At 42.0% G+C, this 23,860-nt stretch carries 21 protein-coding genes, 1 other RNA gene and 1 other annotated feature; of the genes, 16 read left to right on the top strand and 6 right to left on the bottom strand.

Annotated elements, in window-relative coordinates:
* The first annotated feature begins 18 nt into the window (after nt 1-18).
* Together LC091_RS03015 and LC091_RS03010 are read left to right on the top strand one after the other, a co-directional pair.
* Nucleotides 19-909 (top strand): cation diffusion facilitator family transporter, encoded by an 891-nt coding sequence (locus LC091_RS03015; protein WP_226680209.1) that lies wholly within the window; start codon nt 19-21, stop codon nt 907-909.
* Between the two features lie 20 nt (nt 910-929).
* Nucleotides 930-1,253, top strand: coding sequence for a LapA family protein (locus LC091_RS03010; protein WP_226680208.1), 324 nt, complete (start codon nt 930-932; stop codon nt 1,251-1,253).
* Between the two features lie 394 nt (nt 1,254-1,647).
* Here the strand turns inward: LC091_RS03010 and LC091_RS03005 are convergent, their stop codons facing one another.
* Together LC091_RS03005 and LC091_RS03000 are read right to left on the bottom strand one after the other, a co-directional pair.
* A complete protein-coding gene (locus LC091_RS03005; protein ID WP_319003629.1) occupies nt 1,648-2,547 on the bottom strand; it encodes an IS3 family transposase in 900 nt (299 codons plus the stop codon).
* Complete coding sequence (locus LC091_RS03000) at nt 2,544-2,843, bottom strand: helix-turn-helix domain-containing protein (RefSeq protein ID WP_226680207.1); 300 nt, start codon at nt 2,841-2,843, stop codon at nt 2,544-2,546. The genes LC091_RS03005 and LC091_RS03000 overlap by 4 nt, the downstream gene beginning before the upstream one ends.
* A gap of 442 nt (nt 2,844-3,285) precedes the next feature.
* Here LC091_RS03000 and recJ point away from each other — a divergent pair, with 442 nt between their 5' ends.
* The 4 genes from recJ (at nt 3,286) to dtd (ending at nt 9,194) form a co-directional block, all read left to right on the top strand.
* Entirely contained in the window at nt 3,286-5,631 is a 2,346-nt protein-coding gene (gene recJ, locus LC091_RS02995; RefSeq protein ID WP_226680206.1) for a single-stranded-DNA-specific exonuclease RecJ, read from the top strand.
* Between the two features lie 14 nt (nt 5,632-5,645).
* Nucleotides 5,646-6,158: an adenine phosphoribosyltransferase gene (locus LC091_RS02990; RefSeq protein ID WP_010195994.1), complete on the top strand. Its 513-nt coding sequence runs from the start codon at nt 5,646-5,648 to the stop codon at nt 6,156-6,158.
* A 380-nt stretch (nt 6,159-6,538) separates the two neighbouring features.
* On the top strand, nt 6,539-8,737 hold the full coding sequence (locus tag LC091_RS02985; RefSeq protein ID WP_226680205.1) for a RelA/SpoT family protein: 2,199 nt from the start codon (nt 6,539-6,541) through the stop codon (nt 8,735-8,737).
* Nucleotides 8,738-8,753: 16 nt separating this feature from the next.
* Nucleotides 8,754-9,194, top strand: coding sequence for a D-aminoacyl-tRNA deacylase (gene dtd / locus LC091_RS02980; RefSeq protein ID WP_226680204.1), 441 nt, complete (start codon nt 8,754-8,756; stop codon nt 9,192-9,194).
* A gap of 228 nt (nt 9,195-9,422) precedes the next feature.
* Here the strand turns inward: dtd and LC091_RS02975 are convergent, their stop codons facing one another.
* Entirely contained in the window at nt 9,423-11,198 is a 1,776-nt protein-coding gene (locus LC091_RS02975; RefSeq protein WP_226680203.1) for an SH3 domain-containing protein, read from the bottom strand.
* 133 nt (nt 11,199-11,331) lie between these two features.
* Between LC091_RS02975 and LC091_RS02970 the strand changes: the two genes are divergently transcribed.
* The 4 genes from LC091_RS02970 to ssrS all read left to right on the top strand — a co-directional run bounded on the left by LC091_RS02970 (nt 11,332) and on the right by ssrS (nt 15,365).
* Nucleotides 11,332-11,508 carry a hypothetical protein gene (locus tag LC091_RS02970; RefSeq protein WP_010196002.1) on the top strand — a complete coding sequence of 59 codons (177 nt, stop codon included), beginning with the start codon at nt 11,332-11,334 and terminating at the stop codon, nt 11,506-11,508.
* Nucleotides 11,509-11,589: 81 nt separating this feature from the next.
* Nucleotides 11,590-11,908: a binding site (T-box leader), on the top strand.
* 145 nt (nt 11,909-12,053) lie between these two features.
* Entirely contained in the window at nt 12,054-13,334 is a 1,281-nt protein-coding gene (gene hisS / locus LC091_RS02965; RefSeq protein ID WP_226680202.1) for a histidine--tRNA ligase, read from the top strand.
* Nucleotides 13,335-13,337: 3 nt separating this feature from the next.
* Entirely contained in the window at nt 13,338-15,110 is a 1,773-nt protein-coding gene (aspS, locus tag LC091_RS02960; RefSeq protein ID WP_226680492.1) for an aspartate--tRNA ligase, read from the top strand.
* A 65-nt stretch (nt 15,111-15,175) separates the two neighbouring features.
* Nucleotides 15,176-15,365, top strand: a non-coding RNA gene (gene ssrS, locus LC091_RS02955) — 6S RNA.
* Nucleotides 15,366-15,749: 384 nt separating this feature from the next.
* Here the strand turns inward: ssrS and LC091_RS02950 are convergent.
* Nucleotides 15,750-16,205 carry a sunset domain-containing protein gene (locus tag LC091_RS02950; RefSeq protein WP_226680201.1) on the bottom strand — a complete coding sequence of 152 codons (456 nt, stop codon included), beginning with the start codon at nt 16,203-16,205 and terminating at the stop codon, nt 15,750-15,752.
* A 200-nt stretch (nt 16,206-16,405) separates the two neighbouring features.
* On the opposite strand from LC091_RS02950, the gene LC091_RS02945 reads away from it, so the two are divergent.
* Nucleotides 16,406-17,173, top strand: coding sequence for a tRNA threonylcarbamoyladenosine dehydratase (locus tag LC091_RS02945; RefSeq protein ID WP_060665145.1), 768 nt, complete (start codon nt 16,406-16,408; stop codon nt 17,171-17,173).
* A 50-nt stretch (nt 17,174-17,223) separates the two neighbouring features.
* Here LC091_RS02945 and LC091_RS20480 read toward each other — a convergent pair whose 3' ends face one another.
* Both LC091_RS20480 and LC091_RS02935 read right to left on the bottom strand, forming a co-directional pair.
* A complete protein-coding gene (locus LC091_RS20480; RefSeq protein WP_319003628.1) occupies nt 17,224-17,931 on the bottom strand; it encodes an RsfA family transcriptional regulator in 708 nt (235 codons plus the stop codon).
* Nucleotides 17,932-18,041: 110 nt separating this feature from the next.
* Complete coding sequence (locus tag LC091_RS02935) at nt 18,042-19,313, bottom strand: replication-associated recombination protein A (RefSeq protein WP_226680200.1); 1,272 nt, start codon at nt 19,311-19,313, stop codon at nt 18,042-18,044.
* Between the two features lie 172 nt (nt 19,314-19,485).
* Here LC091_RS02935 and LC091_RS02930 point away from each other — a divergent pair, with 172 nt between their 5' ends.
* From LC091_RS02930 to LC091_RS02910, 5 genes are all read left to right on the top strand, one after another.
* Nucleotides 19,486-20,160 (top strand): YczE/YyaS/YitT family protein, encoded by a 675-nt coding sequence (locus LC091_RS02930; protein ID WP_226680199.1) that lies wholly within the window; start codon nt 19,486-19,488, stop codon nt 20,158-20,160.
* 32 nt (nt 20,161-20,192) lie between these two features.
* Nucleotides 20,193-20,609 (top strand): cysteine metabolism transcriptional regulator CymR, encoded by a 417-nt coding sequence (cymR, locus tag LC091_RS02925; protein WP_088018959.1) that lies wholly within the window; start codon nt 20,193-20,195, stop codon nt 20,607-20,609.
* 46 nt (nt 20,610-20,655) lie between these two features.
* Entirely contained in the window at nt 20,656-21,807 is a 1,152-nt protein-coding gene (locus LC091_RS02920; protein WP_226680198.1) for a cysteine desulfurase family protein, read from the top strand.
* 178 nt (nt 21,808-21,985) lie between these two features.
* Nucleotides 21,986-23,101, top strand: a complete 1,116-nt coding sequence (mnmA, locus tag LC091_RS02915; RefSeq protein ID WP_226680197.1) for a tRNA 2-thiouridine(34) synthase MnmA — start codon at nt 21,986-21,988, stop codon at nt 23,099-23,101.
* Nucleotides 23,102-23,188: 87 nt separating this feature from the next.
* Complete coding sequence (locus LC091_RS02910) at nt 23,189-23,845, top strand: tetratricopeptide repeat protein (protein WP_226680196.1); 657 nt, start codon at nt 23,189-23,191, stop codon at nt 23,843-23,845.
* The last annotated feature ends 15 nt before the right edge of the window (nt 23,846-23,860 follow it).

Here is a 23,860-nt window from a genome sequence, read left to right as displayed (position 1 = left end):
ATGCAAAGGGGTGTCGTAATGGAACATAATGAGCGATTTAAGAAGGCCGAATTTGCAGCACTGGTCGGGGTGGTGGGAAACATCGTATTGGCCGGATTGAAAGCTTGGGCTGGAGTAGTTGCCAACAGTCGGGCGCTAGTTGCGGACGCTGTTCACTCAGCATCTGATGTTGCAGGGTCTTTGGCTGTATACATAGGTTTGAGGGCAGCAAAGCAGCCACCTGATGAAGACCATCCATATGGACATGGGAAGGCTGAAAATATTGCTGCAATTATTGTTGCAGTTCTGTTGTTAATCGTCGGGTTTGAAATTGGAAAATCGTCTTTTCAGGCTTTTTTCGAACCGATTAAGGCACCCAAAGCTCTAGCTATTTATGTAGTTGTCTTTTCTATTATCGTAAAAGAAATAATGTTTCGTTATAAGTACAATTTGGGAAAAAGAATAAAGAGTGACGCCATCATCGTCAATGCATATGAACATAGATCAGATGTTTTCTCCTCCATCGCAGCTCTAATAGGTATTGCCGGTGCTGTCTTGGGAGGGTATATCGGAGTTGATTGGTTAGTATACCTTGACCCGGTTGCAGGGATTGTGGTAGCTCTTATGATTATCAAAATATCTTGGCAGCTTGGTTCGGAGTCCATTCACAATACGATGGACCATGTGATGCACGAGGAAGATACCGAGGAATTTCGCGAGGTTGTTTTAACTGTACCTGGTGTCATGAAAATTGACAGTCTGCATGCAAGGGAACATGGTCATTACGTCATCATTGATTTAAAGATTTCCGTTGATCCATACATTACAGTGGAAGATGGGCATAAAATAGGTAAAAACGTGAAGACAAAACTCGTTGAAAATAAAGAAGTACAGGATGTGTTTGTGCATATCAATCCATACTCTGAATAATTGAGGGGGAGGTTTTTGAGATGAAGACGCAATGGTATCTGTTGGCGGGAGTTCTTTTTACCATCGTTGTTGCCATTTTCGCAGTATTGAATGTTGCACCGGTGGAGGTGAACTACTTATTCGGGACAGCGGAATGGCCGTTGGTGTTAGTCATATTATTTTCGACTTTGATGGGGATTGTCATTGCTGGATCTATCGGGATTTATCAGGTGATTAAGGTTAAACGTCAGATGCAGCAGAAGCATGCAGGTGTTTCTGGCGGAGCAACTGGAGTAGAGCCGGTGGTTGAGGATAAGGATCAGAAGACGGTGGAAACAGTTGGGGAGAGACGCAGGTCGCGGTAGAGCGAAGTGCGGTACCAGACCCCAATATTTGGTATAGTGAAAATTTTATGAATTAGTTTTTGGGGTCAGGTACTTGGAAAAGGTGTGTTTTTTTAAGAAAACACGCCTTTTTTTGTTGTGGAAAATTGGTTCGGACACTTTTGATATGTGTTCGGTCAATTTTGGTTGGAATTTCGAAGGCTTCGGACATTTGGACTGATCATGTACCTGTCAAGTAGACAGTAAGATAACGGACACTATACATAATAAAATGGGCCGTTCCCATCGCGGCTTGACATGGAGCCTCTGCAGGCATGATCTCTTCTCGAAAGCTCGAAGCTCTCCTGTTTCGAGCCCCGGACAGGGTATCATGCCTGCCCCTCCATATAAAGCCGCTTAGTGTTGCTTTTTCCTGTTAGGCTGCTCCTTTCAAACGGTATGCTACTGGACTATTTTTTAGGTTTACACTAACACGTATGTTGTTATAATAATGAATATATTCTTCTACAGCTTGAGTAACTTCTTGTACTGTTTCTGGTTGACCAAAACAGTACATCTCGGATTTCAAATGTCCAAAGAAGCTCTCAATACTAGCGTTGTCCCAGCAGTTGCCTCTGCGGGACATGGATTGGGTTAATCCCATTTCTTTTACACGCTGAATGTAGCTCCGGTTTGTGAACTGAATGCCCTGATCACTATGAATGAGGGCACCTTTCGCAAACCCTTTTCTTTTTAGATAGTTAAAGGCTTTATGCACAAGCTCCATACTCTGATTGGTGCCAACGGCATATGCAACTATCTCTCCGTTGTACATGTCTTTAATGGCACACAAATATATCCACTTTTGATATCCCTTTACTTCTAAATAGGTAATATCAATGGCGAATTTTATCTTTTCTTTCACGGCCAAAAAATTTCTTTTTAATAAGTTTGGAATCATTCCATGGGGCTGAAGCCTCACCCTGAAGCCTTTTTGCCTAATCTTACAACGTAATCCGTACTTCTTCATTAAACGTGATATTCTCTTTTCACATACCTCTAAGCTGTATTCATTTTTTAATAATATTTTTATCCTTCTTCTTCCTACAGTTCCTTTGTGGTCATTAAACAACTTCTTTATATAAAGAAAGAGTTCTTCGTCAATCCGGTCTTGCCTATTTGTACCTTGCCGTTTTAGCCACTTATAATAACCAGAACGTGATACCTTTCTCTTTGTATTTTCTTCCACACTGTTGATATAATTTACTAACATTGATACAGGAAAATCCTTTGAATAAGCATGTATAAACGAAAATTCTTCTTCTTTACTTTTCACCCCCTGTTTAAGGCTATAAGCTTTTTTAAATAAGCAACCTCTAACTTCAACCGATAGTTTTCTTCTTCTAACGATTCTTTTTCCTTTTTCTTTTTCCCTGCACTGTATATTCCTCTATGGTCTTGTAGGCTAGAAAATCCATCGTTTTTAGCTTTTTTTACCCATTCATAAATCCTCTTGCGACTACTTAAATGAAACTTATCCACTATTTCGTTAATAGGTCTACCTTCAAAATACAACTCGACCACTTGCTTTTTTAATTCATAAGAATATTTTCTGTTTTTACTTGCGTTCATCCTAGATCAGCTCCTTCTATGACAAGTTATTGCCATAAAGTCCGCTTTTCTAAAACTGTCTACTTTTAGAACACCATATCAGACGCGGTCTTTGGACAATTATAATAGGGGGTTCGGTCATTTGAAATTTTGGTTCGGTCAACTTTTGAAAATCTTTGGACAAATTGGTGGAATCTTCGGTCAACTTTCGGAAAACTTCGGTCAAATTTGAGAAATCTTTGGACATTTGTTGAAAGTCACCAACAAAACTCTCATCGCTGAAAGGAAAAAAGATTAAGAGCTTAGGTGCGGTACCAGACCCCAGTATTGTGTGTAGTAGGTGCATAGGATTGTTGGTTTTTGGGGTCAGGTACCCTTTGTACCCCTCTGTAGCTCCTTTTTTCGCCCATTGAAGCTAATACAACTCTCTTGTATAATTAGATAGGCTAAGGGAGGAATTAGTTTGTTAGCTTCTAAATCTAGATGGAATGTAAGTGAATCGAGTAGAGAGCTAGTTGATCAACTGGCAGAGTCATTGAATATAGCCCCTCTTATTGCTTCCCTTTTGGTAAACAGAGGGTTTGACACGATAGATACAGCACGAGAATTTTTATATACAAATGATCAAGAATTTCATGATCCTTTTTTAATGGAGGATATGGACAAGCTTGTGGAGAGAGTCAATCAAGCAATTAATAACGAAGAGAAGATCCTTGTGTTTGGAGACTATGATGCAGATGGAGTCAGCAGTACCACCGTTATGGTGACTGCGTTACGTGAAATCGGCGCACTGGTTGATTTCTATATTCCAAACCGCTTTACAGAAGGCTATGGCCCAAATGAAAATGCCTTCAAGCAAGCAAAAGAAAACGGATATTCTGTCGTTATTACAGTCGACACAGGAATCTCCGCTCTTTATGAGGCTAAAGTTGCGAAAGAACTAGGATTGGATCTTATCATCACCGACCACCATGAACCAGGACCGGAATTACCTGATGCTTATGCGATCATTCATCCTAAAAAAGAAACATGCTCTTATCCATTTGATGACCTGGCTGGTGTTGGTGTTGCATACAAGGTCGCACATGCACTCCTAGGGAAAAACCCAGAGCATCTGTTAGATGTGGCAGCCATCGGAACCATTGCCGATTTGGTCCCATTAATCGGGGAGAACCGATTGCTTGCGTCTAAAGGAATTAAAAAGATGCAACAGACCACAAGAGTCGGACTGAAGGCGCTTCTTCAAAAATGCGGGGTTGAATTGCACACGGTAACAGAAGAGACGGTAGGGTTTTCGATCGGACCGAGAATCAATGCGGTAGGTCGACTGGATAATGCAGACCCCGCGGTTCATCTACTTATGACAAATGATCCGGAAGAAGCGAAAATGCTTGCAGAGGAAATGGAAAGTTACAACAGAGAGAGACAGCAAATTGTGACTCAAATTACCGAAGAAGCTATTCAACAGGTGGAGGAGAAATATCCCCCAGAAGATAATGGATTCATTATTGTGGAAGGGAACAACTGGAATGCGGGAGTAATTGGGATTGTCGCATCACGCCTGGTGGACCGTTTTTACCGACCAACCATCGTTTTAAGCCTAGATGAAGAAAAAGGCCTTGCAAAAGGGTCTGCGCGTTCCATTGCAGGTTTTGACCTATTTGAAAACCTTTCGGAATGCCGGGATATTTTGCCTCATTTCGGTGGACATCCAATGGCCGCTGGGATGACGTTAAAAATAGACGATGTTGCAGAACTCAGACGAAGAATGAATCAAAAGGCGTTAGAAATTTTGACAGAGGAAGATTTCACTCCTATTACGGACGTCGACATTGAATGTAAAGTGGAAGAGGTCACACTCGCAACGATTGAGCAGTTGGAAATGCTTGCTCCATTCGGAGTGGCCAATCCGAAACCGAAAGTGCTGGTCAAGGATGTATTGCCGCAGCAAATCCGCCAAATCGGAAACAAAAGCAACCATCTGAAACTGATCATTGAACAGGATGGCAGTTCACTGGATTGTGTAGGGTTTGGCTTTGGAGAAACGTATCATCACGTATCCCCTGGGGCATCTCTTGACGTTTTGGGAGAACTCTCTATCAATGAATGGAATAATTTCCGCAAACCGCAACTTTTTTTGAAAGATATCAGAGTGACAGATTGGCAGCTTTTTGATATTCGTTCCATTAAACAGTTAAATCAAGCACTAAATGGAATAGATAAAAATAAACTCCACATCCTATATTTTAACGAATCAACGCCAGATGAAATAAATCTGAATGATGATTTACGGCCATATGCAAGTTTGGTAACAGAGGGTACAACAGAAGATTTGACAGGAAACTACGTTGTCATTTTGGATATCCCATCTGAAGAAGCGCTTCTATCAAACTTATTACAAAACAGTATGCCTGAGCGGATTTATGCTTCTTTTTATCAAAAAGAGAATCATTTCTTCTCTACGATCCCAACAAGGGAACATTTCAAATGGTTCTATGGATTACTTGCGAAAAAAGGTTCTTTTGACCTTAGAAAACATGCAGAAGATATTGCCAAACACCGCGGCTGGTCAAAAGAAACAGTGGATTTCATATCACAGGTGTTTTTTGACTTAGAATTTGTTACAATAGACAAGGGTTTTATCGCATTAAACCATGCAGCGAAAAAAAGGGACTTTGAGGAGTCTCCAACTTATCGTAAAAAGCAACAGCAAGTGATGCTTGAAAACTTGTTTTTATATTCTTCATATAAACAATTAAAAGTGTGGTTTGATCAGCATCTAACCAAGCAATGCACTGTTCATTCATAGGAGGAAAATAGAAGATGGATTTAAAGAAATTCGTAACAATCGTTCCTGATTGGCCAAAACCTGGTATACAGTTCAAGGATATTACAACGTTGATGGACAATGGTGATGCATACCGTTATGCAACAGACCAGATCGTTGAATATGCTCGCGATAAAGAAGTAGATCTAATTGTTGGACCGGAAGCACGTGGATTTATCATTGGTTGTCCAGTAGCGTACTCTTTAGGAGTTGGCTTTGCGCCAGTTCGTAAAGAAGGAAAACTTCCACGTGAAGTAGCTCGTGTTGAATACGGTTTAGAGTACGGTAAAGATGTACTGACTATTCATAGAGATGCAATCAAGCCTGGTCAACGCGTATTAATTACAGATGATTTACTTGCAACAGGTGGTACAATCGAAGCGACAATCAAGCTTGTTGAAGAGCTTGGCGGAGTTGTTGCAGGTATTGCATTCCTTATCGAGCTATCCTACTTGGATGGACGCAGCAAATTAGACGGTTTCGATATTCTTACATTAATGAAATATTAATTTTTAAAAAGAACTAGGGCAATCGGATTGCTCTAGTTTTTTTCATATCTAATGGTAACGGCCTAGTACTATTTTCTGTTAGTATAAATAAAATGAAATGATAGGTAAAAAGACCGCTTTTATTAGAAAAGTATATTTTTTACACCAATTCCTGAAAAATCTGTCGACAAATCTTTATTTTTCCCTCATAATCTCTTTACATCTACATAAAATTTCACGATAATAAAAACAATATACTTTTTTGTTCTATTCAAGTAAAGAACGAAAGATTTCTGTCCATAATGGTAAGAAATTCAGTAGAATATAATAGGCGATTGCGCTTTTTTAATAGGATATGTCTAGTAAAATAAAAAAAGAAAGTCAAAAAGGTGAGTAGAAATATGGCAAATGAGCAAGTATTAACTGCAGACCAGGTGATAGATAATGCGAGGCGCTATCTAAAGGGTGAGGACATTGCCTTTTTGGAAAGAGCGTATGAGTTTGCGAAAAACGCTCATGCAGAACAGTATCGAAAATCCGGTGAGCCTTATATCATACATCCCATACAGGTCGCAGGAATCCTTGTGGACCTTGATCTAGATCCATCCACCATTGCGGCTGGGTTTCTTCATGATGTGGTGGAAGATACGTCCGTTTCCTTGGAAGAGATCAAGGAAGCCTTTAATGCCGAAGTGGCGATGCTTGTGGACGGTGTGACCAAGCTTGGGAAAATTAAGTATAAGTCCCAAGAAGAACAACAAGCTGAAAACCATCGAAAAATGTTTGTGGCGATGGCTCAGGATATCCGCGTTATTTTAATTAAGCTGGCAGACCGTCTGCATAATATGAGGACTTTGAAGCATCTTCCGCAAGAAAAACAACGTCGAATATCAAACGAAACCCTGGAAATTTTTGCGCCGCTTGCTCATCGCTTGGGGATTAGTAAAATTAAGTGGGAGCTTGAGGATACTGCATTACGTTATCTAAATCCACAGCAGTACTACCGCATTGTTAACCTCATGAAACGAAAGCGTGCCGAGCGTGAAGAGTATATTTCTGAGGTTATGAATGAAGTAAATGACCGTCTGGAAGAGGTGGAAATCACTGCAGAGCTTTCCGGTCGTCCTAAGCATATTTATAGTATCTATCGTAAAATGGCTAAACAGAACAAGCAGTTTAGCGAGATTTACGATTTATTAGCTGTCCGCATCATTGTAAACAGCATTAAAGATTGTTATGCCGTTCTTGGAATCATTCATACATGCTGGAAACCGATGCCTGGCCGCTTTAAAGATTATATTGCCATGCCAAAACCTAATATGTACCAGTCCCTGCATACAACTGTGATCGGACCTAAAGGAGATCCTTTGGAAGTGCAGATCCGTACAAGTGACATGCATCAGATTGCAGAGTACGGGATTGCTGCACACTGGGCGTATAAAGAAGACAAAGAAGCAGATGACCGTGCCTCTTTTGAAGAAAAATTAACATGGTTCCGCGAAATTCTCGAGTGGCAAAATGATGCGACAAACGCTGAAGAATTCATGGAGTCGTTAAAAATTGACCTGTTCTCTGATATGGTGTTCGTTTTTACACCAAAAGGAGATGTCATTGAGCTTCCTAGCGGATCTGTGCCGATTGATTTTTCTTATCGTATTCACTCGGAAATCGGAAATAAAACAATCGGTGCTAAAGTAAACGGCAAAATGGTCACATTGGATTATAAATTAAAAACAGGTGACATTATTGAGATCCTGACGTCCAAGCATTCCTACGGACCAAGTCAAGACTGGTTGAAGCTTGCTCAGACCTCCCAGGCTAAGAATAGAATCCGACAGTTCTTCAAGAAGCAGCGTCGTGAGGAAAATGTGGAAAAAGGCCGTGACCTTGTTGAAAAAGAAATCAAGGGTATGGACTTTGACCTCAAGGAAATTCTCAATGCCGAAAACATTAACCGCGTTTCGGAAAAATTCAACTTTATGACACCGGATGATATGTTTGCCGCAGTCGGCTATAACGGAATCACTGCTCTTCAGGTGGCAAACCGTCTGACTGAAAAGCAGCGTCGTCAGCGTGATAAAGAACAACAAATCACGGATATAACCGAAAATGCCGAGAAAAAGAAAACTGCTCCTGTCAAAAAACGCAAAGACGCAGGTGTCGTCGTTCAAGGGATTGACAGCTTGCTTGTACGCCTTTCTAAGTGCTGTAATCCTGTTCCTGGGGATGAGATTGTAGGTTTTATTACAAGGGGCCGTGGTGTGTCCGTTCACCGTGCAGATTGTGCAAACGTTGAAGCGGAAGGCACCACCGACCGTCTTATTGATGTTGACTGGGAAAGCGATGTTAAAGACAACCGCGAGTACAATGTGGAAATAGAAATAACAGGCTACGATCGCCGAGGCTTGTTAAATGAAGTGTTGCAGGCGGTTAACGAAACAAAGACCGATATTACGGCAGTTTCCGGCCGTTCTGATCGTAACAAAATGGCAACCATCCATATGGCTATTGCAATTCATAATATCAATCATTTGCATAAAGTCGTGGAGCGAATCAAACAGATTTCCGATATTTATGCTGTTCGAAGAATAATGCAGTAAGTGAGGTTCTTTTGACATGAGAGTTGTATTACAAAGAGCGAAGAGAGCGGAAGTGCGTGTGGACGGCGATGTAGTGGGAAAAATCGATCGTGGATTGATGTTACTCGTAGGCGTCACGCATGAGGATACGATGGAGGATGCCGCGTATGTTGCTGAAAAAGTCGCAAACCTCCGTATTTTTGAAGATGAGCAGGATAAAATGAACCTTTCCTTACTTGATGTGAAAGGTCAGATTCTGTCTGTCTCTCAATTCACTTTATATGGCGACTGCCGAAAGGGCCGCCGTCCTAATTTTATGGACGCTGCAAAGCCTGACCATGCAGAAACCATCTATAAAGCGTTTAACGAAGAGTTACGCGGCAAAGGTATTGTCGTGGAGACAGGCAGGTTTGGTGCCATGATGGACGTGGATTTTGTCAATGATGGACCTGTTACGTTGATTGTGGAAAGTAAATGATTTTTGAAGCTGGTTGTATGCCTTTAATTGGAGGTGTGCGGCTGGCTTTTTTTGTGAGGAAGTTGATCAAATTGTACCATTGTCACAATAACTGGTGGAAAAGTCACAATAACCTCCGAAAAAGTCACAATAGACGCTAAAAAGTCACAATAACCAAAAATATTCTGTCACAAACACAAATAAGAGGACCTTAAACTTCACAGGTCCTCCTTCATTCTTTTCAGCCAGTTAATTCCCTCTAAAATACTGTGCCAACCCCTGATAAATAGCAGTGGATGCCCGTTCTTGAAAATCACCCGAAAGGACGGTTATTTCCTCTCCACGGTTACTGATATACCCAAGTTCTAAAAGCAGGGAAGGTTGCATGCTTTCTCTCAAAACAAGATAGTTTTCTTGGCGTACTTCTCTGTCTCGTAAATTTGTAAATTGTACAAGAGAGGAATGTACACTATCAGCCAAGTCTTGGTCAGAAGGGCCGTAATAGTAAGTAGTGGTCCCTGTTACGCTCGTATCATCAATACTATCATAATGAATGCTTAGAAAAATATCTGCGCCATGATAGTTTGCCATTTGCGGTCTAGATTGCAAAGGTACTGATGTATCGGACATTCTAGTCATGTAGACTGTAGCACCTGCAGCTTTCAATTTGTCTTGCAATAGAAGCGCAGTCCTAAGTGTCAGGTCCTTTTCAAAGGTTCCTTGTGCTCCGATTGCTCCAACATCCCTGCCGCCGTGACCAGGGTCAATTACTATAACCCTATTGGATAAATATTGTTCCGCACCAGCCCTTTTTATGCTGGTGGCGTTTCCTTTCGTTGCCACGATCCAACCGGCAACATAGCCTTCTGATCCGTCTTGCAACTTGATTTTATACCAATTGTCTTCCACAGTTACAATGGAGAATTCTTCTCCTTCATCTGCACGCAATATCACTTTGGAATCGGTGGAAGGTGCACTTCTGATATTTGTGGCATCATCAACGATTACAATTGTTCCATCACTGCTTTGAGATGGAGTGGGAGATGAAACACCGCTCTTTTCTAAAAACCATCCAGCGATCCAACCTGTTTTTCCATTGTCATACTCTATTTCACACCAGTTATTTTTCTCACTGATAATGCTGACAGTTGTCCCCTGTGGTAGTTGGTCCAATACTTTCCCGTTAAGAGTCGGTTCACTTCTTACATTTAGCCCGGCCACTTTAATGGTTGCTTCTGCTTTAGGTGAGATTGAGGCTTGCGTGCCAGAAGGGGGTTCATTAATATTCGCGTAATCACTATGTATCCAGCCGACTGTTCCGTCATAAGAGATATTCAACCAATCTCCCCGAATGGCAAGTAGCTCTACCTCTTGACCACTTGTTAATGTACCTAGCACTTCGCTTTGTGTCGAAGGTTCACTCCTGATGTTCAACCCGTCAGTAGTGATAGTGGCACTTTGTCCTTCTGATTCTTCCGTTGACTCGGTAGGTTCAGGCTGTGATTTCTTCTTCTTTTTAGCCAGAATCGTCACAAACTCTTTTGAGACCCAACCTTCTACTCCGTCAGAATGAACCTTTACCCAGTTTTCATTTTCTTCCAAGTATTGCACTGATGGCGCGCTTGCATGAAGAAAGCCGACCACAGAAAAATTTGTGCCTGGACCTGAACGGACACGAAGGTCATCGGTCAGAATTTGTACATTGGCACCATCGCTTGATCTTGATGCTGTGGAACGAGCACCATCGCTGCTTTCTGTAACAAGGAAAGATGCCACCCATCCCGCCTTAGAAGAAGTGACTTGTATCTTTAGCCATTCTCCTTGACTGTCCACAACAGGATAGGATTCGCCTCGTTGTACTTTAGAAATGATGACGCCATTTGCATCTGGAGTCTCCCTTACGTTCAATACATCTGTTGCCACTACGACCGTTCTATTCGCCTGCACAGTGGAAGGGTCCAAAAAAGAAAAGATAGTAGAAAATAATAAAAGGGCAATAAGAAAACTATGTACTTTGTGACCCAAATTTTGTCCTCCTCATTTTTTTGTTCAAACTTTCTTTTTCTATAAAAGTGAAAAAAATCCTGCTATTTTTGAAAGAAACAGGCAAAAAAGGGACAGGATAGATACTAGTGTAACAAAAAAGGAGCGTAAAAAGATGAAATTTAGTGATAAACATAATCGTGCATACGGAAGTAGAGATGTTTTTGGGGTAAGTTTTCATGATTTCATTGAAAAAGAGAAGGATTCCACCTACGTGGAACTGGCATCTGAGTTCGGAATTACGATGCGTGATGTGAAATCGTTAAAAAAACAATTGAATCGAATTCAATAAAGCCTTGACAATTAGATTTGAAAGTATATATACTAGCAAGTATCTTACATAACAACTAGTCGCGTTAATGGACTAAAATACAAGATACCGATGATGGAGAACAGTAGTTGAGAACCACATGGAAAGAGAAGAAATGCCCTGGGCTGAAAGCATTTCCCCTTGATGACTCAATGAATGAACACTCCGTAGGATCCGCTCTGAAAAAGCTTAATCTCACAAATCTGCCTTAATAGTCATTACGCAGCAGGTCGTGAAAAACGCTCTACTAGGAGATGGACGTTGCAGGCGTTAACTGCTTGAGTGGAAGTAACCGAAGGAAATAGCATCATACTTACATGCTAAGCCTTCAAACTACTTCAATTAGGGTGGCACCACGGGACATACAACTCCCGTCCCTTGTTTAGATAATAAACAAGGGACGGGAGTTTTTTATATGTAAATTGCTTTATTGATGTAACGAATTAACGTAGAGAGGGTCAGACCCCTCTTTACCACTTTAAATAACGAAAGAGGGGCTTTGACCCCTTTAGAAGGAGGAACCGTAAATGGCGATTCAGATACCGCGTGGTACGCAGGATATTTTACCTGGTACGGTGGAGAAGTGGCAGTATATTGAGGCGAAGGCGAAGGAGATTTGTGAGTTATATAATTATAAGGAGATTAGGACGCCGATTTTCGAGAGCACGGAGTTGTTTTTAAGAGGTGTGGGAGACACAACCGATGTGGTACAGAAAGAGGTTTACACATTTGAGGATCGAGGTGGCAGAAGCCTTACACTTCGCCCAGAGGGAACCGCTGCAGTGGCGCGATCTTATATAAACAACAAAATGTTCGGTTCACCGACGCAACCGACAAAACTTTATTATATCGGCCAGATGTTCCGATATGAGCGTCCACAGGCAGGGCGTTTCCGCCAGTTCGTTCAATTTGGAATTGAAGCACTAGGAAGTAATGACCCGTCCATTGATGCAGAAGTAATTGCGTTAGCAGTGGAATTATATAAAAGCTTAGGCCTCAATAACTTAAAAGTTGTCATTAACAGCTTAGGGGACAAGGAAAGCCGTCAAGCACACAGAGATGCGTTGATCAATCACTTCCAACCGAGAATCAACGAGTTCTGCGGTGATTGCCAAGGACGTTTAGAAAAAAATCCTCTCAGAATTCTTGATTGTAAGAAAGACCGCGACCACGAATTGATGGCAACAGCGCCGTCTATCCTAGATTACTTGAATGAAGAATCCAAAGCTTATTTTGATAAAGTGGTAGCTTATCTATCGGCTCTGGGCATTCAATATGAAATCGATCCAAACTTGGTGCGAGGACTTGATTACTATTACCACACAGCATTTGAGATCATGAGCACATCAGAAGGTTTCGGTGCAATCACGACTCTTTGTGGCGGGGGACGATACAACGGACTTGTTCAAGAGATTGGTGGACCAGAAACACCTGGTATTGGATTTGCACTAAGCATCGAGCGCCTTATATCTGCAATGGAAGCAGAAAATGTGAAGTTTCCATTTGAAGAATCCATTGATTGTTATGTGGTCGCACTTGGAGACAAGGCAAAAGAAACTGCAGTAAAGCTGCTTTTTGATTTAAGAAAAGCAGGAATTGTAGCCGAAAAAGACTATCAAGATAAAAAATTAAAAGCACAATTCAAAGCAGCCGACCGCCTGCAAGCAAAATATACCATCGTATTTGGAGATGATGAGTTAGAAAAAGGCGTCGTCTCCATCAAAGAAATGGAAACAGGCGAACAACAGGAAGTTGCATTTGAAGATGCAGTCGCATTCTTAACAGCAAAGAAAAGTGGGGAGAGATAAATGATGCAAGGTAGAACATATAACTGTGGCGAAGTCCCACAATCATCAATCGGAGAAACAATCGAATTAAAAGGCTGGGTGCAAAAGCGCCGTGACCTAGGAGGACTTATTTTCTTAGACCTTCGTGACCGTACAGGACTTGTTCAAATAGTTTTCAATCCCGATGTTTCCGCAGATGCTTTAAAAACTGCTGAAAGTGTACGTAACGAGTACGTTTTATATATTAAGGGAAAAGTGGTTGCCCGAGATGAAGCAACAGTAAACCCTAACCTGAAAACAGGTGCAATTGAAGTGCAGGCAGAGGCAATTGAAGTCTTGAATGCTGCGAAAACACCACCATTCGTATTGGATAGCAAGACGGAAGTAAATGAAGACATTCGTCTAAAATACCGTTACTTGGACCTTCGCCGTCCGGTAATGTTTGACACATTGAAAATGCGTCATGATGTAACACGTTCCATCCGTGAATTTTTGAACGATCAACAGTTTATGGAAGTGGAAACGCCTATATTGACTAAAAGCACGCCAGAAGGTGCACGTGACTACCTAGTACCAAGCCGTGTACACCCAGGTGAATTTTACGCGTTGCCACAGTCTCCGCAAATCTTCAAGCAACTATTGATGGTTTCCGGTGTGGAGCGCTATTATCAGATTGCTCGTTGCTTCCGTGACGAAGACCTTCGTGCAGACAGACAGCCTGAATTTACACAAGTCGACATTGAGACTTCTTTCTTATCACAAGAAGAAATTATCGGCATGATGGAAGACATGATGAGAATGGTCATGAAAAATACAAAGAGTGTGGATGTTCCAGAAACATTCCCTCGTATTACGTATCAAGATGCTATGAACAGATACGGTTCCGATAAGCCAGACACTCGTTTTGAAATGGAACTTGTGGACCTGTCCGAGCAGGTTGCTGACTGCGGATTCAAAGTATTCAGCGCAGCTGTAAATAATGGCGGTCAAGTAAAAGCAATCAATGTAAAAGGAGCGGCAAGTAAATACTCTCGCAAAGATATCGATGCCTTGACTGAGTTTGTTGCTGTATACGGAGCAAAAGGGTTAGCTTGGTTAAAAGTAGAAGCAGAAGGATTAAAAGGACCGATCGCAAAATTCTTCAATGAAGAACAACAACAAGGCTTCATTCAATCCCTAGACGCTGCAGAAGGGGACTTGATCCTATTCGTGGCAGATAAAAAATCTGTTGTTGCAGATGCACTTGGTGCTCTTCGCTTAAAGCTAGGAAAAGAACTTGGTCTAATCGACGAAAGCAAGTTCAACTTCTTATGGGTAACGGACTGGCCATTACTTGAGTACGATGAAGAAGCGGGCCGCTACTTTGCTGCTCACCATCCGTTCACGATGCCTGTCCGCGAAGACCTTCCATTACTGGAAACAAACCCAGGGGAAGTTCGTGCTCAAGCTTACGATTTAGTATTAAACGGTTATGAGCTAGGAGGAGGTTCTTTACGTATTTATGAACGCGACATTCAGGAAAAAATGTTCGAAGTACTTGGCTTCAGTAAAGAAGAGGCAACGGAGCAATTCGGTTTCCTACTAGAAGCATTTGAATACGGAACTCCTCCACATGGTGGAATCGCGCTTGGATTAGACCGTTTAGTTATGCTATTGGCAGGAAGAACCAATCTTCGTGACACCATTGCATTTCCTAAAACGGCAAGCGCAAGCTGTATCCTGACAGAAGCGCCAAGTCCAGTTGCAGGTGGACAATTAGATGAGTTACATTTGTCGCTAGCTGTCAAAAAAGAGTAGATTTTGCTAGACGGTGATAGCTTGAAAATAGAATTCCTGTGTGTTAAGATTACTTCAAGAAGTCGCAAGTCCTGATGTGTTCGTCGTATAACCTATTGTTTTGACCGAACAATAGATTATACGGGAGCTCAGAGTTTTCGTTGCTGCGTACATGCCTTCCTCGTGAGGACTTACTACATGCATGAAACAGAGCACCCACCTGCTGTGAGCGGGGATCAAAACGAAGGCATCGACGACGGCACGATTGGGACTTGCCTACATACGGATTAAAAACCGGTATTTCGCATTATTGCGGGATGCCGGTTTTTTTGTGGAAGATGGCTATGTCTCCCCGAGTTGCTTAAATCACGTGAACATTGTCCTCATAGAAGGCGTATGACTCCCGTAGCAGCCAAAATCCGGCGAACATTGTCCTCATAGAAGGCGTATGACTCCCGGAGTAGCCAAAATCACGCGAACATTGTCTTTATAGGAGATGTATGACTCCCGGAGTAGCCAAATCACGCGAACATTGTCCTCATAGGAGGTGTATGACTCCCGTAGCAGCCAATATCCCCCAAACATTGTCCTCATACCCCGCCTTCCAATACACAAAAAAACAACCCTCACTCAATATGAAGGTTGTCCCATAAACAATCATTACCTCGCAGACTTCCGATACCCTTTAGCCTGCGCCTCTTCTTCTGTATGAAACCATTCCACTGGGGTCGTCCGGTTATAGAAAACGCCGCCCGGAACGTGATAAATATACTCGCCACGCGCATTCTTGTTCGCTTTTATCAAAGGGGGATTTTCTTGTTGTTCCTCAGCAACTTCTTGATCGTTCTCCTCAACTTCAATATCCGAAGTCATCACTTCCGAACTCCTATCTTCTGCAAGCTCCAAAGTTTGTTGCTTACTTTCTGCTGGGGTAGAATGCGCGGACTCTTGTGTCTTCTCCAACGTCGCAGCAATCGCTTCAAGCGTCTGTTTCACCTGAAATGACGTTGTTTCCCGTGCCATTAACTGTTTATTCGTTTTGTTCAAGCGAAAGATTGTTACTAAACCACTGCCAATAACTAAGAAGTAAGATAAGGCCTTTAATAGATTTTTCAATACAAACTCCCCGCTTTCAATAAAAAAATAATATTCAGTTACTATTCCCTTCATTATAAGGTATTGAAACCCAATTCGTAAAAAAGAAAAATTCCTATCCGACTACTTGCTTTTCACCCAAAGTATGTTATATTCGATTTCGGGTACAATCTTTAAAAGACATTAAAAATGAAACAAGCGATAAATGGAGTTGATATGCAGTGTTACACCAATTTTCACGAAACGAATTGGCAATAGGTAAAGAAGGTCTAGAAACCCTTAAAAATAGCACGGTTGCAGTATTAGGAATAGGCGGAGTAGGTTCTTTCTCGGCAGAAGCATTAGCACGTTCCGGCGTCGGACGCCTTATTCTAGTGGATAAAGATGATGTGGATATTACAAATGTTAACCGTCAAATTCATGCACTTATGTCCACAGTGGGTCAACCAAAAGCCGATCTAATGAAAGCACGTATCCAGGACATCAATCCTGACTGCGAAGTAATTGCACTGAAAATGTTCTACACGGAAGAAACGTATGAAGAGTTCTTCAGCTATGGCTTGGACTATGTCATCGATGCTTCTGATACAATTTCTTATAAAATTCATTTAATGAAAGAGTGTCTAAAGCGCAAGATTCCGATGGTTTCCAGTATGGGAGCGGCAAACAAGATGGATCCAACGCGTTTCAAAATGGCGGACATCTCCAAAACGCACACAGATCCTATCGCAAAAGTCATCCGAACTCGACTTCGTAAAGAAGGGATTCACCGTGGCATTAAAGTGGTATTCTCTGATGAGAGCCCAATTGTCATTCGTGAAGATGTTCGTAAAACGGTCGGAAATGATAATGCAGAAATTCGTAAAGCAAAAATGCCGCCTTCCTCCAATGCATTTGTACCGTCTGTAGCGGGACTTATCCTAGGTGGCTATGTCATTAATGATATTTTGAAAGATGTTAAAATTCAACGTGTCGGTGGAAAGCAATAATTAATAAAGAGAAGGCCTCGTCAACTCATGACGAGGCTTTCTCTTTTATTTCACATTACTTCATCCTGCATGCTGTTACCGGTCAATCTTCTTGCACGATCCATGATTTGGACGAGCATTTCATAGTCTTCATTTATCGCAACTTGTTGTTCTTCTAAATTCTTAAGCTGCTTTTCAAGTGATTGGTTTTTCTGTTTTAGCAACTGGTTTTCCTTTTGTAATCTTTCACTTTCCAACTGCAAGCGATAATCGGAATTCTGGTTTTGTTGAAAGTTTTGTAAAAAGGTAATGCAGTCGTCAAGGGTAATGGAAGCCGCAGCCGATGCAGCTGAAAAAGTCGCTGTTGCATTTCGCACTGGAAGCGGTGCATACTCTTCATCTTCCATATCATATTCAAATGGCAGGCTGACTTTTTCCACAGAATCTACTTTTGGTGCAGGTAGCCATTCCATCTCCAATGGTTGATTGGTAGCTTTTTTGGCTGGAGCTGACTCGCTTTTTTGTTGCATTTTTGCTATCTTATCTTGCGCTCGTTTTTTCTCTTTTCGTTGCTTCTTTGCTATGGCAACGGCAGGTTCATACTTTTTCCTTACTTCGGCATTCCACCTGAATCCACATGCGGCTGATGTGCGGTTTAACGCATCCCCGACTTCTTCAAAGGCGGCAAGTTGTGTGCCACCATCTCTTATGTATCGTAAAACAGTCTCTGCAAGTAATAGATCATCTTCATGAGACCATGCATCTTGTCTTACTTTCATCCAAATCCACTCCTTAAAACGGTCGTTTTTTACCATCTTTTCCAGAAAAGGAGAAAAATATACGAAAGTTTACTAGATTAACATAAAAAATAAGGGGAAGCAGAGTCCCCTTATCTTTTCTTCTTTGTTTTCTCATATATTTGCCCAAGGGCTGTTTCGAATTTGCTTGTATCTTTGGGCTTGTAATAGGATTTATGTTTTAGCTTGTCTGGCAAATATTGTTGAGCTACCCACCCGCTCGGGTAGTCATGCGGATATTTGTATTCAATTCCTCGGCCAAGTGCGGAGGCACCTTTATAATGTGCGTCCTTCAAGTGGGCAGGTACTTCGCCGACCAGTCCTTTTCTGATATCGGCCAATGCCTCATCCAATGCTTTATAGGCGGAATTGGATTTAGGGGACAGGCATAATTCAATGACTGCATTGGCAAGCGGAATTCTCGCCTCAGGAAAACCAAGTCTCTCAGCGGCTTCAATGGCAGACAATGTGCGTGCACCGGCTTGAGGATTTGCCAGGCTGATATCTTCATAGGCGATAACAAGCAGGCGCCTTCCAATGCTTACAAGGTCGCCGGCTTCAATCAACCGTCCCAAATAATGAAGTGCTGCATCCACGTCACTGCCGCGAATGGATTTTTGGAACGCGGACAGTACGTCATAATGACCATCACCGTCCTTGTCATGATAGAAGCTTTTCTTTTGCAGGCATTCTTCAGCCGTTTCAACACCTATCGTTATTTTTCCATCATCATTTGGGGTGGTGGAAAGTACCGCTAATTCTAGTGCATTTAACGCAGAACGAACATCGCCGCCGCATCCGTTTGCAAAATGCTCCAAAGCTTCTTCATCAAGAACAACTTGGTAATCTCCTAAACCTCGTTCCGTATCTCCCAATGCTTGCATGATGACATGTTTGATTTCCGCTACAGACAATGGATGAAGCTCGAAAATTTGGCATCTGCTTCGAATGGCAGGGTTGATCGCATGATAAGGGTTGCTTGTGGTAGCCCCAATCAGAACAATTCGACCATTTTCAAGGTGTGGCAACAGAAAGTCTTGTTTTGCCTTATCAAGTCGGTGTACTTCATCCAAAATAAGAATGACCTTGCCTGACATCTTCGCTTCTTCCGCTACAATTTCCATATCTTTTTTATTGTGTACTACCGCATTCAATGTCCGGAATGCATATTGAGTACTGCCGGCAATGGCAGTGGCGATGGACGTTTTTCCTATACCAGGCGGACCGTAGAGAATCATAGAGGAGAGATGTTTTGCCTTTACCATTCTCTGAATGATTTTGCCTTCTCCTACAAGATGCTCCTGTCCTACCATTTCATCTATCGTCCGAGGCCTCATCCGAAAGGCCAGTGGTTTATTGTTCATTTAAACACCTTCCTGCATACAATGACATCTAGTGTCCCATACCCACTGTACCACAATTGTTATCATGCATTAAAACAAAACAGACAAAATGTAAAACCTTTGAAATTATGCTATAATAGGATAGATTTTAACTTGAGACAGAAAAGAGTAAAGACAGAAGGGTAGAGGCTGCATGCAAGGAGAGCGGAGTATAGGCAGAAGGTTGTTTTTGGCAAAATGGGCCATCTATTTCATTGGGCTATTAATTATGGCCTTTGGAATTGTCTTAATGATACGTGCTGACTTGGGCAGTGCGCCATGGGATGTCTTTCATATCGGACTTTTTTACCAAATCGGACTTACGATTGGTACTTGGTCCATCATTGTGGGCTTTTTTATTTTGATGATCTCTACCATGATTACGAAAAAGCTGCCTCCTTTAGGAGCTTTTTTGAATATGCTGATGGTTGGAATTTTCATTGATTTGTATATGATGATTCCACAGTTGAACACGCCTGATAACTTTATAGGAAAACTGACCATGCTCCTATCCGGGGTAATGGTCATTGGAATCGGAATAGGCGTCTACATTTCCTCACGTTGTGGTGCAGGACCAAGGGATAGCCTGATGATTGCTCTGACGGAAGTGACAGGATGGAAAGTGCAATATATTAGATTAGGAATGGAATTAGTAGTATTATGTTTAGGTTGGCTTTTAGGTGGCCCTGTCTTTATCGGTACCATACTATTCAGTCTAACCATCGGCAGCATCGTAGGTCTGACGCTGCCTGCCTGTCAAAAGGCAACGGACTCATTACTTGATAAAATTCAACATAAAAAAGATAACAAGGTAACCTTTCAAATATAGAAACAGAATAGAAAGAGTAGAGGTGTTCGGAGATGAAAATTTCAACTAAAGGACGATACGGTTTGACCATCATGATTGAACTAGCAAAAAATGTGGGGGAAGGTCCTCTATCATTAAAAACGATTGCGCAAACGCATGACCTTTCAGAACATTATTTAGAGCAATTAATTGCTCCCCTTCGTAATGCAGGGCTCGTAAAAAGTATAAGAGGCGCATATGGTGGTTATATTTTAGCAGACGAACCAGCGAAAATTACGGCTGGAGATATCATTCGTGTACTAGAAGGACCAATCAGCCCGGTTGAAGTGATTGACGATGAAGAACCAGCGAAACGAGAGCTGTGGATCAGAATCCGTGATGCGGTAAAAGACGTCTTGGATAGTACAACTCTTGATGATTTGGCAAATTATGAAGGCGGAGATCAAGAAGCATATATGTTCTACATCTAAGCAGAGCAAAAGGGAACATTAACTAGTAGGAAAGGAGGCGTCCTCATTGAAACAGATATATTTAGACCATGCAGCAACCGCACCCATGCATCCAGCTGTCCTCGATAGTATGCTTCCTGTAATGAGGGAGGATTTCGGCAACCCTTCCAGTATTCATGGATTTGGAAGAAAAACACGGCACCTCGTGGATGAGGCAAGGCACGTAGCAGCCACTTCCATTGGTGCGAAAGAAACAGAAATTATTTTTACAAGCGGCGGGACAGAAGCGGACAATTTGGCCATCATCGGGGTCGCTCGCGCCAACAAATCACGTGGAAATCATATCATTACAACGAAAATTGAGCACCATGCAGTCCTTCATACATGTGAACAACTTGAAAAAGAAGGCTTTGAAGTAACCTATTTGCCTGTGGATGAACAAGGTCAGATTAATCTACACGATCTAAAGGGTGCACTTACCGAGCAGACCATTCTTGTCACCATCATGTATGGAAATAATGAGGTAGGAACGGTTCAGCCTATCAAGGAAATAGGAGAAATCGTAAAAGAACATCAAGCTTATTTTCATACAGATGCTGTACAAGCTTTCGGACTTCTTCCAATCAATGTGGAGGAACAAGGCATTGATTTTCTTTCTATGTCTTCCCATAAAATCAATGGTCCTAAAGGAGTCGGTTTTTTATATGCAAAAGCTGGAGCAACCTTCTCTACCTTAACTTATGGCGGCGAACAAGAACGGAAACGTCGTGCAGGTACGGAAAATGTCGCTGGAATCGTCGGCTTGAAAACAGCGATCGAATTAAGCATGGAGCAAGCAAAAGAAAAAGTGGCATTGTATCAAAGTTTTAAAGAAATGATGCTTCAAGTTTGGCACGAAGAAGATGTCTCGTTTCAGATTAACAGCGGTTCAGAAAAAACATTGCCGCATGTACTGAATGTTTATTTTCCAGGAACAAATGTAGAGTCCTTATTGGTTAACATGGACTTGGCAGGTATCGCGGTGTCGAGTGGATCTGCATGCACAGCAGGCTCCATCGACCCGTCCCATGTTCTTGTTGCCATGTTCGGAAAAGACTCAGACAAAATTGCTTCCTCGATCCGATTCAGCTTCGGACTCGGAAACACAACCGAAGACATCACACACGCAGCCAAACAAACAGCCAAAGTAGTAAAAAGATTAACACGAAATAGTAGATAAGATCTCCCTGTAGATTGTAGTGCAAGGTGTGAGACTCCTGAGGGAGATAGCGGTAGCTTGAGACCCCGCAGCGGAGCGAGGAGGCTCAAGCACCGCCCCTAGGAAAGCGAACACCTGGAACGGAAATCTACAGGGTGTAAACGGAATAATTAAATTAATTTAATACGGGGTGATCAAGATGACAAAAGCACCAAAAGATACCCGTGTAGTAATAGGAATGTCTGGTGGAGTAGATTCATCCGTAGCAGCCCTTCTTCTAAAAGAACAAGGCTACGATGTAATCGGTATTTTCATGAAAAACTGGGACGACACCGATGAATTTGGAGTATGTACGGCAACAGAGGACTACAACGACGTAATCCGCGTCTGCAACCAAATCGGAATCCCTTATTACGCGGTAAATTTCGAAAAACAATACTGGGACAAAGTGTTCCAATACTTCTTAGATGAATACAAAGCAGGTCGCACACCAAATCCTGATGTGATGTGTAACAAAGAAATCAAATTCAAGGCTTTCCTTGAGCATGCATTGGACCTTGGAGCAGACTATTTGGCAACAGGCCACTATGCTCAAGTTGCATTCCGCGATGGCGAATACAAAATGCTCCGCGGCCTTGATGACAACAAAGACCAAACCTATTTCTTGAACCAACTGGGCCAAGAACAACTATCTAAAGTAATGTTCCCAATTGGCAATATTGAAAAATCTGAAGTTCGTGAAATTGCTAAACGGGCTGGTCTAGCTACTGCAACGAAAAAAGACAGCACGGGTATCTGTTTTATTGGAGAACGCAATTTCAAAGAGTTCCTCAGCGGTTACCTTCCAGCTCAACCTGGCAACATGTTGACGATGGACGGGGAAGTAAAAGGAAAGCACGATGGGTTGATGTATTATACGATTGGACAGCGTCACGGTCTTGGGATCGGCGGAAGCGGGGATCCTTGGTTTGTTATCGGAAAAGATTTAGAAAAGAACGTCCTTTATGTGGGACAAAGCTTCCATAACGAATTATTATACTCAGATTCCATCACTGCTACAGATATCAGCTGGGTGTCTGATAACCCTCCTGTAGATGGTACAGAGTGCACGGCTAAATTCCGTTATCGTCAACAGGATAACAAGGTGACGATTCAGCATTTGGAAGATAACAAAGTGAAGGTTATCTTTGATGAGCCGGTCCGAGCGATTACTCCTGGACAAGCCGTTGTCTTTTACAATGGTGATGAGTGTCTTGGTGGGGGAACGATTGACCATGTCTTTAAAAACAATGAAAAGCTTTGGTATGTAGGATAAAAGTGAAAACCTCGATTCCATAAGGAATGGAGGTTTTCTCTATGATATACTAAAAAGACTGATGAAATGGATGAGGTGTACGTACAAATGAAAGATAATAATGCATTAGGTATTCAATACCTTCAAGAAGGAAAATACGAGGAGGCACTTGCGGCTTTTTCAAAAGAAATAGAAGAGAATCCGGAGAATGCCGTAGCATATGTGAACTTTGGAAATGTGCTAAGCGCTGTCGGGGAGCTAGAAAAAGCAATGAAATTTTTCGAACGAGCTTTGGAAAAAGACGACACCATCGGTACTGCGCACTACGGACTTGGAAATGTCTATTATCAGCTTGAAAAATGGAATGAAGCAAAAGATCAGTTTGAACTTGCGATGAAGAAAGGTGTTAATGATAGTGATATCTTTTTCATGTTAGGGATGACTTTATTGCAATTTGAACAGCCAAAGCTTGCCCTTCCTTATTTTCAACGTGCAGTCGAATTAAAGCCTGAAGATGCAGAAGCAAGATTCCAATACGGACTTTGTTTAGCTGGACAAGGGCTCATCAAAGAAGCGACAACGGAGTTTGAAAAGGTAGTAGAGGAAGATCCAATGCACGCGGATGCTTATTATAATTTAGGCGTTGCCTATGCATATCAAGAGAATCGGGAAAAAGCAATGGAGAATCTGGATAAAGCATTGGACGTGCAAGAAGATCATATGTTGGCGGCCCATGCGAAAAAGATTCTCACAGAAGAAAACTAGGGAACGGAGGGAAAT

It is taken from the genome of Sutcliffiella horikoshii, assembly GCF_020524325.1.
GTDB classification, from domain to species: domain Bacteria; phylum Bacillota; class Bacilli; order Bacillales; family Bacillaceae_I; genus Sutcliffiella_A; species Sutcliffiella_A horikoshii_D.
Note: the sequence above shows the minus strand (reverse complement) of the source record. Positions and strands in the feature narration are given on the sequence as shown.